Source organism: Streptomyces aculeolatus, assembly GCF_020400605.1.
GTDB classification, from domain to species: Bacteria; Actinomycetota; Actinomycetes; order Streptomycetales; family Streptomycetaceae; genus Streptomyces; species Streptomyces aculeolatus.
Window position 1 is genome coordinate 64,927 of record NZ_JAINRD010000010.1, and the last position, 13,638, is coordinate 78,564.

The following is a 13,638-nucleotide window of genomic DNA, read 5'->3' on the forward strand; positions in this document are numbered from 1 at the left end:
GTACGCGGGCGTTCGGGGCGTACGAAGATGAACGCTCACGTATGGGGGACGGCGCAGGCGGGAAAGGACCGGGGGTGCGGGCGGACGGCGACGGCGACCGGGAAGAGGCGCTCGCGGAACTGGCGGGCCGGCTGCGGCGATTACGGGTCGAGCGGCGGCTGTCGGTGTCCGGGCTGGAGCGCCGCGCGGAGTTGGGGCACACCACGGTCAGCCGCGCGCTGAACGGGTCCGGGGTGCCGAGCGAGGCCACGGTGGTGGCGCTGGCCCGGGCGCTCGGTGCGGATGCCGAGGAGCTGCTGCGGTTGCGCGCCAGGGCCCGGCCGGACGTCCCGCAGCCCGCTCCCGCGGGCCCCGCGGCCGGGACGGGTCCGGGCGGCGGCGGGACGGTGCCGTTCGAGGAGCGCTACCGGCGGTACGTGGCCGAGCGCCACGGCATGCTCTCGGTGATCGGCCTGGACCTGTCGCGGCCCGACCGGGCCCGCTGGCCGCTGGACGCGGCCTACCTCAGCCTGGAGCTGGCCACCCCGACGTTCCGCGCCGTGACCGACGGCGGGGGCAGGGCCGCCGCCCAGGGGCACCGGACCGAGGTGACGGTGGAGCGCGCCGAGCACGCGCTCGCGGGGCTGCGGCGGGTCCTGGTCCGCGGGCTGGCCGGCTGCGGCAAGACGGCGCTGCTGCAGTGGCTGGCGGTGTCGACCGCCGGCGGCACGCTGCCCGAAGGGCTGGCCCAGCTCGGCGGGGGCGTGCCGTTCTGGCTGCCGCTGCGCACCCTGGTGCGCCGGGGCGAACTGCCGGCCCCGGAGGAGTACCTGGCCGCGGTCCGCTGCCCGCTCGCGGCGGCGCAGCCGCCCGGTTGGGCGGACGGGCTGCTGACGGCGGGGCGCGCGGTGCTGCTGGTCGACGGCGTGGACGAGATCCCGCAGGCCCAGCGGCACGTGGCCCGCCAATGGCTGTACGACCTGCTCGCCGCCTACCCCCGGGCGACGTACGTGGTCACCACCCGGCCGTCCGCCGTGCCCGAAGGCTGGCTGGCCGACAGCGACTTCACCGATCTGACGATCCGGCCGATGAACAACCGGGACGTGGCCGTCTTCGTCGACCGCTGGCACCGCGCGGTCGCCGCCACGGCGGGCAGCGACGCGGAACGCGCCGACATCGACGGCCTGGGCGAGAGCCTGAAGGACACGGTGCGCGCCCAGCGCGACCTGGCCCGGCTGGTGAGCACGCCGCTGCTGTGCGCGCTGGTGTGCGCACTGCACCGGGACCGCCGCGGACATCTGCCGCACGGACGGATGGAGTTGTACCAGGCGGCGCTGTCGATGCTGCTGCACCGCCGTGACGACGAACGCGACATCACCGCGCCGGAGGACGTGGTGCTGAGCGAGCGGCAGAGCATCCAGCTGCTCCAGCGCCTGGCGTACTGGCTGATCCGCAACGGCCAGACCGAGCTGGACCGCGACCTGGCCACCGAACTCATCGCCGACGCCCTGCCGGCGATGCCCGCCGTCGCCGAGCAGGCGGACGCCGAGCAGGTCCTCGCGCACCTGCTGGCCCGCAGCGGGCTGCTGCGCACCCCGGCCGCCGACACCGTCGACTTCGTCCACCGCACGTTCCAGGACTACCTGGGCGCCAAGGCGGCCGTCGAGGCCCGCGACATCCCGCTCCTGGTCCGGCACGCCCACGACGACCAGTGGGAGGACGTGCTGCGCATGGCCACCGCCCACGCCCGCCCCCATGAACGCGCCCGCTTCCTCACCCGGCTCATCGCCCGCGGCGACCGCACCCCCGCCCACCGCACCCGCCTGCACCTGCTCGCCACCGCCTGCCTGGAGCACGCCACCGAACTCGACCCCGCCGTCCGGGAGGCGGTCCAGTCCCGCACCCGGGCGCTGCTGCCGCCCCGGCACCGGGACGAGGCCGCGGTCCTCGCCGCCGCCGGACCCGTGGTCCTCGATCTGCTGCCCGGGCCGGAGGGCCTGGAGGAGGACGAAGCGGAAGCGGTCGTGCTCACCGCCGGCCGTATCGGCGGCGACGCCGCCCTGACGGTGCTGAAGCGGTTCCGCAGCTCCGCCGCCCGGGTCGTGGCCTGGCAGCTGCAGCACGTCTGGGACCGCTACGACACCGGCGACTACGTCCGCGACATCCTCACCCACATCCCCGACCTGCGGTTCATCGACGTGAGTTCGGCAGAACAGCTCTCCGCGCTGCGCACGCTGGACACTCCGCGGGCGGTCACCGTCCGGGGGGACTTCCCCGCCGACGCCCTCACCGACGCCCTCGACCCCGCGCGGCTGCGGCGGCTCTCCCTCGCCGAGAACCGCACGCTGCGCGACCTGGCCTTCCTCGCCCCGTACACGGAGCTGCGACGGGTGAGCCTCGTCCGCTGCCGGCGCCTCACGGACATCACCCCGCTGGCGGGCTCCCGGGTGACCGCGCTCGACCTGTGGGAGTGCGATCCCGAGGTCATCGCCGGGCTGGCCCACCTGCACGAAATCCGGCAGCTCATGCTGGACGGCGCGCTGCCCTACCCGGACCTGGGCTCACTACCCGTCGCCGCGGACCTCGTCGACATCAGGCTGGGCCCGACCGCCCACCACCACCTGAGGCTGGACGGCATCGGCCGCTGGCCCCGCCTCACCCGGCTCAACCTCTGCGGTCCCATCGAGGGCTTCGCGCAGGCCGGCGAGCTGTCCCGGCTCCAGTACCTCGTGCTGCAGCTCGACGCCCACCTGTCCATGCTCGCGCTGCTGCCGCCGTCGCCGCAGGTCCGCATCCTGCGCCTGTACTCGTGGCGTCCCGGAGACGACCTCGACCTGGTACGCAGCAGGCTCCCGGGGCTCACGACGCTGTCCATCTCCTGCCACGCCGACCACCGGCACATCGACCTCACCCCACTGCGCGGCATGCCCGACCTCGCCTCCATCTCGCTGCACAAGGCCACCACCGTCACCGGAGCCGAGCACTTCCCCGAGGGCACCGTCACCCGGACCCCCCGCCCGCGCATCCCCTGAGGTCACTTCGCCTCCCCCAGCGCCAGCCCCCGCAGCAGCAGGTACGCCGACTGCACGAACCGGCTGCGCAGCGTGACCCCCGAGTTGGTCAGCGCCGCCACGCACACCTCCCGCTCCGGACTCAGGCCCACGAACGCCGTGCAGCCGCGGGTCGCGCCGCTGTGGAAGTACAGCGTCGCCCCCGCGAGGGTCCGCGCGCTCCATCCGAGCCCCGACTTCTCCTCGTCCTGCGCGGGCAGTGCACGGATGCGGACGACCTCCGCCAGCGGGATCCGCAGCGCCCCGGGGACGTCGGAGTCCTCCGGATCGAGGTGGGCGCGCAGGAAGCGGATCAGGTCGCGGGCGCTGGAGCGGACCGCGCCCGCGCCGGGGAGGGCCGGGATGACCCAGGGCGGGCGGCGGCGGCCGTGCCAGTAGCCGACGGCGTAGTCGGGGTCCGGGCGGGCCGGGGCCACGGTGCCGGTGTCCTTGAGTTCGAGGGGGTCGAGGATGCGCGTGCGGAGCATCGACCCGTAGTCCGTGCCGGCGCCGTCCGCCAGCAGCCGGCCGAGCAGTCCGACGCCGAGGTTGGAGTAGCGCGTGACGGTGCCGGGCGGGTGGTGCACGACGGCGCGGCCGAGCGCCGGCAGCAGCATGTCGGGGGTGAACGACCGGTACGGGTTGGCGAACCACGACGGCAGCCCCTTCAGCAGCAGCCCGGGCGGGAGCCGGGGCAGGCCGGAGGTGTGGGTCGCCAGGTGCTCGTAGGTGATGGACCGGCCGTGTCCGCGCGGGAGGGCCGCGTACGGGAGGCGTTCGGCGATCCGGCCGGTCAGGCCGACCTCGCCGCGCGCGGCGGTGTCGGCGAGCAGCAGCGCGGTGAAGGTCTTGGTCACCGAGCCGACCTCGAAGCGGGTGCGGTCGGTGACGGACGCGGTGCCGGTGCGGTCGATGCCGCCGCGGCACAGGGTGCGGTACGCACCGGTCACGGAGACGGCGACGGCCACCGCCGCCCGCGGTTCCGCGGCGGCGGCCACGGCTTTGAGGGGTTGGTCGCGGATGTTCACGTCGCCCGCCGCCCGGCTAGGCGCCCAGGCGCGAGAGCACAAGGGAGGCGGCGACCGTGGCGACCACGGCGGTGTGGTAATGGTCCTCGAACCGCCGGCCGTCCCCGTCCCCGCCGGTCCTGCCGTCGCGCGGGAGGAGCCCGTCGTCGTGCTGCGCGGCGGCCAGCCGCCGCCAGGCATCCGGTTCGAAGGCCGGCTGCGGCATGCAGGCGTCGACGATGACGAGTTCGGCGACGAGGTCCCACTCCTCGATCTCCGCCCACACGTCCGTCCACACCGGCAGCCAGGTGGCCAGGTAGTCGCGCAGGTGGGGCGGCAGGGCGTGCGGCTGGGCGCCCCAGTCGGTGAGATGGAAGACGGTGTGGGTCACGTGGTACGCCGTCATCCAGTCCATCGTCCACGGCTCGGGCGTCGACCCGAGCCAGGTGGCCGCGGTGCGCGCGGGCCAGTCGGTCGGGTCGGCTCCACCGACGACGCGGGTCGCGTTGGCCACCGCCATGCGGCGGTTGGGCACGTGCTCGTACTCGCGGTACGACGTGAGGGACGCCAGGTGGGCGAGCAGTTCCTGGAGCCGCTCGTGGCGGTAGCCGGCGCGGTGGAAGTGGACGTAGGTCTCCAGCGGGTCGGTCATGGCCGGGAACCGCAGCTGCCGTTCGTAGAGCAGGTCGCCGCCGCGGAGCTGGTCCCAGGCGAAGTCGAGCAGTTCGCCTGCGGTGTCGCGCTGGGCCGCGGGGAACGCGGCGTCGCGCATCACCAGCGACGCGGCGAGGGACAGCTCGGCCAGCGGCTTGTAGACGCTGTCGGGCTCGGCCAGTTCGGCCGTCGCGCCGTCGGCGAACGTGCCCTGCACGTGGTTGCGGTGCAGCCAGTCCAGCGCCCTCGTGCCCGTGCGGAGCGCCGTGGTGCGCACCTCCTCCGCGGCCGGCCCGTAGGCGCTCATCGGGGGCCTCCTTCGGTTGCGGCCAGAAGTCTTCTGGCGATGGCGAGGTCGAGCGCGGTACGGGCGCTGGGGGCGCCCCAGAGCCGCAGGTGGTCCAGCACCGTCGGCACGTCGAGGGCGGGGGACGCGCCCCGGCTCTGGGCCAGGGCGAGCCAGCGGACGAGCCGGGCGGCGGTGGGGTGGTCGCGGCGCATCAGGGAGCGGGTGGCGCCCCTGCTGAGCGCGCGGACATGCAGACAGGCCCGCTGCTGGTAGGGCCCGTCCACCTCCGGAAGCGCCAGCGGGGCGAGCCGCGCCATGCGCTGCGACCGCTCCTGCCACGTCAGTTCGGTGTCCTCCGCGTCCTCGACGATGCCGGCGATCCCGGCCGCTTCGGCGAGCGCGGCGCGCTCGGAGTCCTCGTCCGCGTACGGTTCCCCGCCCGCGTACGGGCCCGCCGGGTCGGCCCCGGCCGCACCGCGGGCGAGCAGCGCGGCCGTGGTGCGATCGCGCCAGCGTGCCTCGACGCTGTCCCCGGGACGCGGCGGGAAGACCCGCAGGGCGGTGTCCAGGGTGTCGCGGTCGGGCTGCGGCAGCGGCTGCCGGCAGAAGAGCGCCGGCGCGAAGAGGTCGGGCCCCATGACGCGCACGGCCGCCAGCGCGGTGGTGTCTGCCGGCCGGTCCGCGTCGGACACGGCCGGCAGCGGCACCTGGGTGCCCCGAAGGGCACCCAGGACGCGCCCGGCCAATCGCTCCACCGCTTGGGCGTAGTCGGCCCCCAGTGCGGCATTCGACATCGGGCGCTCACCTTCTGCTGTCGGTCACGGACGTCGTCGTTCGGTTTCCGGTCCGCGGACCGTTACGAGGGGCGCGACTCCTTGGGGGTCTTCGGGGACAGGAGGGCGAGCAGCAGCAGGACACCGGTGCCCTGCGGGGAGTACACGGGCGCGTCGGAGAACGGAGCCTCCGGCTCGTCGACCAGCGCCGTGAGTGCGGCCCTCTCTGCCACACCGGCCCGGACGGGGGAGAGAGCCGGGGTCGTCTGTACGGACATCTTGCCTCCAAGAGTCGTCCCCTCGCGGTTTGCGACGGGAGGGAGTGACTGCGCCGCGCAGTGACGAGCGCGACGGGTGCGGCCGGTGGTCACCCATCCGGCTCACTGCACCAACGTCGGTGTCCCCTCCCCGCCTGCCACTTAGATCCCACAAGCATGGAGATCACACGAAGGGTGCTCCCGGGAGCACTGAGGTTTAACGCGTCGGGCAGGCCGCCCGCGGCGGCCCGTTCACACCCGGCCCATCAGGACGTAGCGCTCGTCGGTGACCGGCCGGCCCCACAACTGCTCGTCGCCGCCGAGGTCTTCGACCCGCACGTCGGCCACCAGCGGCCGCACCGCGCCGGCCAGCGCTTCGGCCCCGACGCCACCGCTCCACGGCAGCACGCCGGTGCCCGCCCCGTACGGCTCGGCGACCGGCGCTGCGGCCCCCCACCGCCCCTCGACCAGCACGAGCACGCCGCCCGGCCGCAGCCGGGCCACCCATTCCCGCAGCGCGGCCTCGGGCTCCGGCAGCGTCCACACCAGGTGCCGCGAGAGGACGACGTCGAACCTGTCGTCCCCCGTGGGCGGAACCGCGGCGTCGCCCACGAACAGCCTGGCCTCCAGTCCGGCGGCCGCCGCCTTGGCCCGGGCCCGCTCGACCATCCGCGGGGCCAGGTCGACACCGGTGACCCGGTGGCCGGCGGCGGCCAGCAGGCAGGTCAGCGAGCCGGTCCCGCAGCCGACGTCGAGCACGTCGGCTGCGGGCCTTCCGATCCACGACTCCAGCCGGGCCGCCCACGCCGCCCGCGTGGCGTCGTCCCGCAGGCCGTGGTCGGCCTCGTCGTCGAAGACCGCTGCCTGACCGTCCCAGTAAGCGCCGATGGCGGTGGAGTTCGTCATGACCCGATCCTCGCAGCCGCCACTGACACCGCCGGGCCGCGCGCACCGGCGCACGACAGGCTCACCCGAGGGCGCACGGACACACGGGGAACGGCCGCGCCGACCGGCGCCCGGCCGGGTCCCCGGCGCCGCGGGAGGGGTCCCGGGCGCCGCGGGCCACAATGCTGCCGCAACGCAACGGCCCGTAGCGGACCGCCCCCGGCAGTGCCGGGAGCGGGCGGCGGTGAGGTGGACAGGTGAGCAGGCTGGTGCCCCGGTTCCGGACGATCGCGGACCTCGTCGAGGCGACCGAGGAGGTGCGCGAGGGGGTGGTGCGCGGACTCGCGGAGTACGTGGGACTTGCGGCGCGCATGCGCGAGTTCGAGGACGCGTTCAGCGCCCAGGTGCTGCATGCCGCGCAGCAGTTGCACGAGGTCATCGGCCGGCGAAAGCGCCTCGAAGCGGAGCTGGAGCGCATCCGCGCGCGGATCGACCGGGGCGGCTACGGCAGCGCAGGCGAGATCGAGGACGACGTGCGCGCCGTCCTGGACGCCGCGCGCGCCGACGAGGACGGCGCCGATGCCGCCGCCGGCGCGCCCGGCGACGCGGAGGAACCCGGCGACGCGACCGGCGACGGGCTGGACGAGGCCGCACGCAAGCGGATCCTCCGGGACTTCAAGCGCATCGTCCTGCCGTCCGTCCACGCCGACACCTCGGACACGTCCTTCTCGGACTTCGACATGGCGTACTCGGCGTACCGGTCAAGGGACTTCGTCCTCATGGAGGCCCTCGTCCTGCAGTACCGGGGCCCGGTCGGCGCGGCGGAGGCCGACGGCCGGACGATCACCCGGGAGCAGGCCGAGGCCCGCCTGCGCGAGTACCGGGCGGCCGCCTGGCGGCTGGACGACCGCCTGCGGGCGCTCCGGCGGGAGATCACGCAGGACGAGCGGGACCACCCGGAGCAGACCCGGGAGCGGATGCGGGAGCGGAACGAGCAGATCCGCCGGGCGATCGACACCGAGGCCGAGCGGGTGCAACTGCTCCGCCGCCGTCTGGAGACCCTGGCCGGCAGCGCACGCGACGAGGACGGAGCAGGTCTGTGAGCGAGGGAGCACTGCGCCGGCGGACGTCCCGCGGACCGACGGCCCGCAGCGAGGTACGGGACCTGATGCGGCGGTTCCTGGAGGAGGACGAGCGGAGCGAGCCGCTGGAGTGGGACTCGTTCACCACGGCGAACGGCCTCCCGCACAACTGGATCTACGACGTCTTCCAGGACTCCGCGGGACGCATGTGGGTCGGTACCTGGGGCGGCGGCCTCGCGGTCCGCGAAGGCGGGAGGTGGCGGGCCTACGGCCGCCGGCACGGACTGGTCAGCGATGCGGTGACCTGCATCAGGCAGGACGCGCACGGCGACATCTGGGCCGCCACGGACGCGGGTCTCAACCGCTTCGACGAGGCGGCCGACCGGTTCGTCGCCGCCGGCCTGACCGGCGTGAGCATCCTGAACATCCACTTCGACCGCGACCGGAACCTGTGGGCCGGCTGCTGGCGCGCCACCCGGACCGGCGGCGGCCTGCACCGGTTCGACGGGCGGCGCTGGCACGCGTTCTCCAAGAAGGAGGGCCTGCCGAGCCTGGAGGTCCTGAAGGTCTTCGAGGACTCGCGCGGCCGCATCTGGGTGGGCACCTACGAGCACGGCCGCGGCGCCGGGGTCGGCTGCTGGGACGGCTCGTCGTGGCAGCAGTTCACGCGCCGGGACGGGCTCCTCGACGACTGCGTGTACTCGATGTTCGAGGACCCCGAGGGGCGGATGTGGTTCGGCACCCTCAAGGGCGTCTCCGTCTACGGCAACGGCACATGGCACCGCATGACCACGGCGGACGGCCTGGTGCACGACCGGGTCTACGCCATGTTCATCGACGCGGAGCACAGGATGTGGTTCGGCACCGAGGGCGGCGTCAGCCGCTTCGACGGCACGAACTGGGAGACGTTCACGCGCGGCCGCGGACTGGTGGAGAACCTGGTGCGGACCATCGTCCAGGACCGCGACGGCGACCTGTGGTTCGGCACGTACCCGTACGCCAGGGGCAAGGGGGGCATCAGCCGCGCCCGCACGCCCCGCCACCGCAGGAGCATCGCCGAGACGACGAGGGACTACCTCCCGCCGGGCCCCAGGAGGAAGCTGCCTCCGGGCTGAAACGGCCGCTTGCCGGCGGTGAAGGGGAGTCCCGGCTCGGCTCGCGACAGCGGCCCGGCGCCGGGAACCACGCCGAGCCGCTGTCGTGCAGGTGCGAACTGCTTCAGTGCTCCGGGGCCGGTCTTCGGTCCGCCCCCGGATCAGCCGCTACCGCGGCCCGGGGCACCTCAGCGGGCACACGTACGGATCCGCCACACCGGAGACCAGTTCACGTTACTGGCCCTTCCTGACCAGTATTCGGCGTGCTTGGCGCCGTTCTGGTCCAGGAAGAACGCCGTACGCGATTGCCAGTTGTGGCTGTCCCACAGACCCGTGAAGTTGTCGAGACCGAAGAGCGCGCACCCACGGAAGTGGTACACCCGGTACCGGTCGCCGTTGAAGATCTGGATGGTGCAGAGGGATCCGCTCCTTGCGCAGTAGCCGTTCGGATCGTGCACCTGCTTTCTGGCACTGCGGCCGGCAGCGGCCCGGTCGTCACGCCACATGTGGTCCGAGTGTTCCACGCGCGCGGTCTGACTGCCGTTGATCTTGTACGCGTGCGGCTGACCCGCCGTCACGCCCATGTCCCGGTCGGGCGGAGGCTGCGCCGCCGCCGTGGAGCCTGCGACCAGGCTCAGAAGAAGCGTGATCGCCGCCGCCAGGGACGCGACGAGAATCCGTTGATTCTTGATCAAGAGGAGCCTCTCTCTCGTGGTGTGCGGGTCCGGCCCGCAGGTGAGGAGATGCTGCCGATTCGTGCTATACAAGGCGCTATACACAGTTGTGTAGGTGATGTGGAGTGCCCGCCGGAATCGGCGCCTTCATGTCAGACCCGATCGCCGGCGTGAGTGGGAGCGGCCACCCTCACTCACAGGGGGGCCGTGCCGGCGGATCGGGAAACGGGGGAACGGGGGATCATGGATTTTCGGATCTTGGGAGCCCTGGAGACGAGGGACGGCGCGGGATCGCTGCTGAAGCCGTCCCGGCGCAAGCAGCGGCTGCTGCTGGCCGTGCTGCTCCTGCGGGCCAACACGCCGGTGTCGACGGAGACGCTGCTCGACCTGCTCTGGTCGGACGCGGCGCCGCCGTCGGCACGGGCCAATCTGCAGTCCTACGTCAGCGATCTGAGGCGTCTGCTCCAGTGCGGCGAACCGGCCGAGGCGCCCCGCCTGTACCGGGCGAACAACGGGTACGCGCTTCGCACCGGACCCGCCGAGTTGGACGCCGCCGTCTTCGAGGAGCTGGCCGTCGAGGGCCGGCGGGCGCTCGGCGAGCAGCGGTACTCGTGCGCAGTCGAACGGCTCAGCGGCGCTCTCGCCCAGTGGCGGGGAGCCGTGCTGGAGGACGTGCCGCTGCCCGCCGCGCTGCAACCCGAGGCCGAGCGGCTGGAGGAGCTGCGCTCGGTGGTGATGGAGGACTGCGTCCAGGCGCGGCTGGAGATCGCCGAGCCCGCGCCGCTCGCCGCCGAGTTGGCGGCGCTGACCGCGCGCCACCCCCTGCGCGAGCGGTTATGGGCGCAACTCATGCTCGCCCTCTACCGCGCCGGGCGGCAGGCCGACGCCCTCGCCGCGTACCGCCGCGTCCACCGGCTGCTCGACCAGGAACTCGGTGTCCGGCCCGGCCGGATGCTGCAGAAGCTGCACCGGCAGATCCTCTCCGCCGACCCGGTGCTGACCCCGCCGCCCGCGGAGGTGCGGATCGCCCGGCTGGTGCCGCGGCAACTGCCGCCGCCACCGCAGATGTTCACCGGCCGGCTCCGCGAGGTGGCCGCGCTGGAGCTGGTGGAGGACGCGTCCGCGGTGGTGATCAGCGCCATCGACGGGATGGCGGGGATCGGCAAGACCGCGCTCGCCGTCCACGTCGCCCACCGGATCGCCGGCCGCTTCCCCGACGGGCAGCTCTTCATCGACCTCCACGGCTACACGCCCGGCGTCGCCCCCGTCGCTCCGGACGAGGCGCTCGATCAGGTGCTGCGGGCGCTGGGCACTCCCCCGCCGCAGATCCCGGACGGCGTCGAGGAGCGGGCGGCGCTGTTCCGGACCCGGCTCGCCGACCGGCGGATGCTGATCGTCCTGGACAACGCCGCCGCCGAGACCCAGGTGGCGCCGCTGCTGCCCGGAGCACCGGGCTGCCTGGTGCTGGTCACCAGCCGGCGCCGGCTCGCCGGGCTCGACAGCACGGGCGCGGTCTCGCTGGACACCCTGCCGCTCCCGGACGGGGTGGGGCTCTTCGTACGGACCGTCGGCGGGCAACGCGTGCGCGACGAGCCGCCCGCGCTGCTGGCGGAACTCGTCGAGCTGTGCGGGCGGCTGCCGATGGCGATCCGGATCTCGGCGGCCCGGCTCAGGTCGCACCCCGCCTGGGATGTGGCGCTCCTGGTGGACCGGTTGCGGGACCAGCACCAGCGGCTGCACGAGCTGGAAGCGGGGCACCGCAGCGTCGCTGCCGCCCTCGACATGTCGTACCGGCACCTGAGCCCCGACCAGCAGCGCACGTACCGGCTGCTCGGCCTGCACCCGGGCCCCGACATCGACGCCTACGCCACCGCGGCCCTGCTCGACTCGACGGTGCCGCACGCGGGGCGGATGGTCGAGCAACTCCTCGACGTCCACCTGCTGCACGAGCCCACACCCGGCCGGTACCGGTTCCACGACCTGGTACGCGCCCACGCGGCGCGCACCGCCGCGGGCGGGCCGGCGGAGCACGCCGCGCGTGCGGCGCTGACCCGGCTGTTCGACTACTACCGGCACACCGCCGCCCGCGCGGCGGACGCGGCGTACCCGTACCGGAGCGAACGCCGCCCGGACGTACCGGTGGTGCGCACTCCCCGCCCCGACCTGCCCGACGCGGCGACCGCCCTCGGCTGGCTGGACGGCGAGCTGCCCAACCTGCTGGCCGCCGCGAAGCACGCCACCGAGCGCGGCAGGCCGGAGTACGTCTCGAACCTGTCGTCCATCCTGCACCGGCACCTGCGCACCCGCGGCCGCTACCACGACGCTCTGGTCCTGCACGACCAGGCGGTGTCGGCGGCCCGCGCCACCGGCCAGCACGTGACCGAGTTGGAGGCGCTGACCGGGCTCGGCCACATACACCGGCGGCAGGGCCGGTACGCGCAGGCGGGCGACCACTACCAGCGGGCCCTGCGCATCGCCCGCGCCACCGGCCACCACCACGGCGAACTCGACGCGCTCAGCGGCCTCGGCCAGATCTATCTGCTGCAGGGCAGGCGCGCGCAGGCGGGCGACCACTACCAGCGGGCCCTGCGCATCGCCCGCGCCACCGGCCACCACCACGGCGAACTCGACGCGCTGACCGGCCTCGGCCACATCCACCGGCTGCAGGGCAGGCGTACGCAGGCCACCGGCCTGTTCGAGCAGGCACTGCGCGTCGCGAGCGCCGCCGGCCACCGCCCCGGCGAACTGGACGCGCTCGCCGGGCTGATCCACCGGCTGCGCGGCCGGTACGCACAGGCCATCGTCCACTACCGGCGACTCCTCGACCTGGCCCGGGAGACCGGCAACCGCAACTGGCAGTTCGAGGCCCACCAGGGACTGGGCCGGCTGCGCTACGCCACCGGCGACCCGGCCGGGGCCCTCGCGCACCACGACCAGGCGCTCGCGCTGGCGGGCGAGCTGGGCCAGCCCGTGGACCAGGCACGGGCCCACGGCGGCCTCGCCCGGGCCCACCAGGCCCTCGGCCGGCGCAAGCAGGCGCGCGGCCACTGGCAGCACGCCCTGACCATCCTCGCCGGCGTCGGCATAGACGAGACCGACGACGAGGAGACCACCACGGCCGCCATCCGCACCCACCTCGCCGGCCCCGCCGGGTGCACCGAGAAGAGGACCGACCTGCGCTTGCTGCTCTGACGAACCACCCGCGGGGCAGGACGCGTCGGGCCGGGGCGCCGAGGCTCTCCGGCCCGGTCGGGCGCAATAATTCTGATTGCTGCACAAGTAACCCGCCCGTGGAGAGCCGATCATGATCACCACCGGAGGCGATCCCTCACTGCTGCGCCGGGTGAACCAGGCCGCCGTCCTGCGTGCCCTGTACGCCGCGGATGCGCTGACCGGCGCCGGTTGGGGCGAGGTCGGCGTCACCAGCATGGACCAGGTGTTCATCAACAACGAGTTCTACCGCGCCGACTTCCTGCCCTGCATGCTCGGCTGGATCAGCCTGTCCGGATCGGAGGACCTCGCGATCATCGAGGGCAAGCTCGCGCGGGGAGCCGGCCTCAACGCGGGCGTCGGCTTCCAGTCCTCCGTGGCCGGCCTCGACGGCGGCGGTGAGAACGCGGCGCGGATCCTCGACGCGATCAAGCAGGGGGAGACTGCCCGCAATCTCGGCGCGTTCACCGAGGCGCAGCGCGTGGTGGCACCGCGGCCGCGGCTGACGGCCGGCGAGTTGCCCGAGGCACCGCTCGGCGAGCTGTACGAGACGAAGGTCGCGACGAACACGCCGGCGGCGCACCAGACGGACGGATTGCCCGTGGCCACCGAGCGCTACCGCATCAGCATCACGCACTGACCCCCGGCCCGGCAGCGAGCGGGCGGCGGCCGTGGCGGCCGTCG

At 74.1% G+C, this 13,638-nt stretch carries 11 protein-coding genes; 5 read left to right on the top strand and 6 right to left on the bottom strand.

From position 1 onward, the window contains the following. Window positions 1-41: 41 nt before the first annotated feature. Window positions 42-3,011, top strand: a complete 2,970-nt coding sequence (locus LG396_RS39295; protein ID WP_263979302.1) for an NACHT domain-containing protein — start codon at window positions 42-44, stop codon at window positions 3,009-3,011. Between the two features lie 2 nt (window positions 3,012-3,013). On the opposite strand, the gene LG396_RS18625 is transcribed toward LG396_RS39295, so the two are convergent. From LG396_RS18625 to LG396_RS18645, 5 genes are all read right to left on the bottom strand, one after another. Continuing rightward, window positions 3,014-4,057, bottom strand: coding sequence for a serine hydrolase domain-containing protein (locus LG396_RS18625; RefSeq protein WP_225795596.1), 1,044 nt, complete (start codon window positions 4,055-4,057; stop codon window positions 3,014-3,016). 16 nt (window positions 4,058-4,073) lie between these two features. Beyond that, window positions 4,074-4,997 carry a DUF6895 family protein gene (locus tag LG396_RS18630; RefSeq protein WP_225795597.1) on the bottom strand — a complete coding sequence of 308 codons (924 nt, stop codon included), beginning with the start codon at window positions 4,995-4,997 and terminating at the stop codon, window positions 4,074-4,076. Beyond that, a complete protein-coding gene (locus tag LG396_RS18635; RefSeq protein WP_225795598.1) occupies window positions 4,994-5,773 on the bottom strand; it encodes a hypothetical protein in 780 nt (259 codons plus the stop codon). The genes LG396_RS18630 and LG396_RS18635 overlap by 4 nt, the downstream gene beginning before the upstream one ends. 62 nt (window positions 5,774-5,835) lie before the next feature. Continuing rightward, window positions 5,836-6,030 (bottom strand): hypothetical protein, encoded by a 195-nt coding sequence (locus tag LG396_RS18640; protein ID WP_018842507.1) that lies wholly within the window; start codon window positions 6,028-6,030, stop codon window positions 5,836-5,838. A 231-nt stretch (window positions 6,031-6,261) separates the two neighbouring features. Then, on the bottom strand, window positions 6,262-6,915 hold the full coding sequence (locus LG396_RS18645; protein ID WP_225795599.1) for a class I SAM-dependent methyltransferase: 654 nt from the start codon (window positions 6,913-6,915) through the stop codon (window positions 6,262-6,264). Between the two features lie 236 nt (window positions 6,916-7,151). Here LG396_RS18645 and LG396_RS18650 point away from each other — a divergent pair, with 236 nt between their 5' ends. Together LG396_RS18650 and LG396_RS18655 are read left to right on the top strand one after the other, a co-directional pair. Then, window positions 7,152-7,997, top strand: a complete 846-nt coding sequence (locus LG396_RS18650; RefSeq protein ID WP_225795600.1) for a hypothetical protein — start codon at window positions 7,152-7,154, stop codon at window positions 7,995-7,997. Beyond that, window positions 7,994-9,091 carry a ligand-binding sensor domain-containing protein gene (locus LG396_RS18655; RefSeq protein ID WP_225795601.1) on the top strand — a complete coding sequence of 366 codons (1,098 nt, stop codon included), beginning with the start codon at window positions 7,994-7,996 and terminating at the stop codon, window positions 9,089-9,091. The genes LG396_RS18650 and LG396_RS18655 overlap by 4 nt, the downstream gene beginning before the upstream one ends. Before the next feature lie 167 nt (window positions 9,092-9,258). Here the strand turns inward: LG396_RS18655 and LG396_RS18660 are convergent, their stop codons facing one another. Then, window positions 9,259-9,765, bottom strand: a complete 507-nt coding sequence (locus LG396_RS18660) for a hypothetical protein (protein WP_037744812.1) — start codon at window positions 9,763-9,765, stop codon at window positions 9,259-9,261. 222 nt (window positions 9,766-9,987) lie between these two features. Here LG396_RS18660 and LG396_RS18665 point away from each other — a divergent pair, with 222 nt between their 5' ends. After that, window positions 9,988-12,936 (top strand): AfsR/SARP family transcriptional regulator, encoded by a 2,949-nt coding sequence (locus LG396_RS18665; protein ID WP_225795602.1) that lies wholly within the window; start codon window positions 9,988-9,990, stop codon window positions 12,934-12,936. 112 nt (window positions 12,937-13,048) lie between these two features. Continuing rightward, window positions 13,049-13,594, top strand: a complete 546-nt coding sequence (locus LG396_RS18670; protein ID WP_225795603.1) for a hypothetical protein — start codon at window positions 13,049-13,051, stop codon at window positions 13,592-13,594. Window positions 13,595-13,638: the final 44 nt, after the last annotated feature.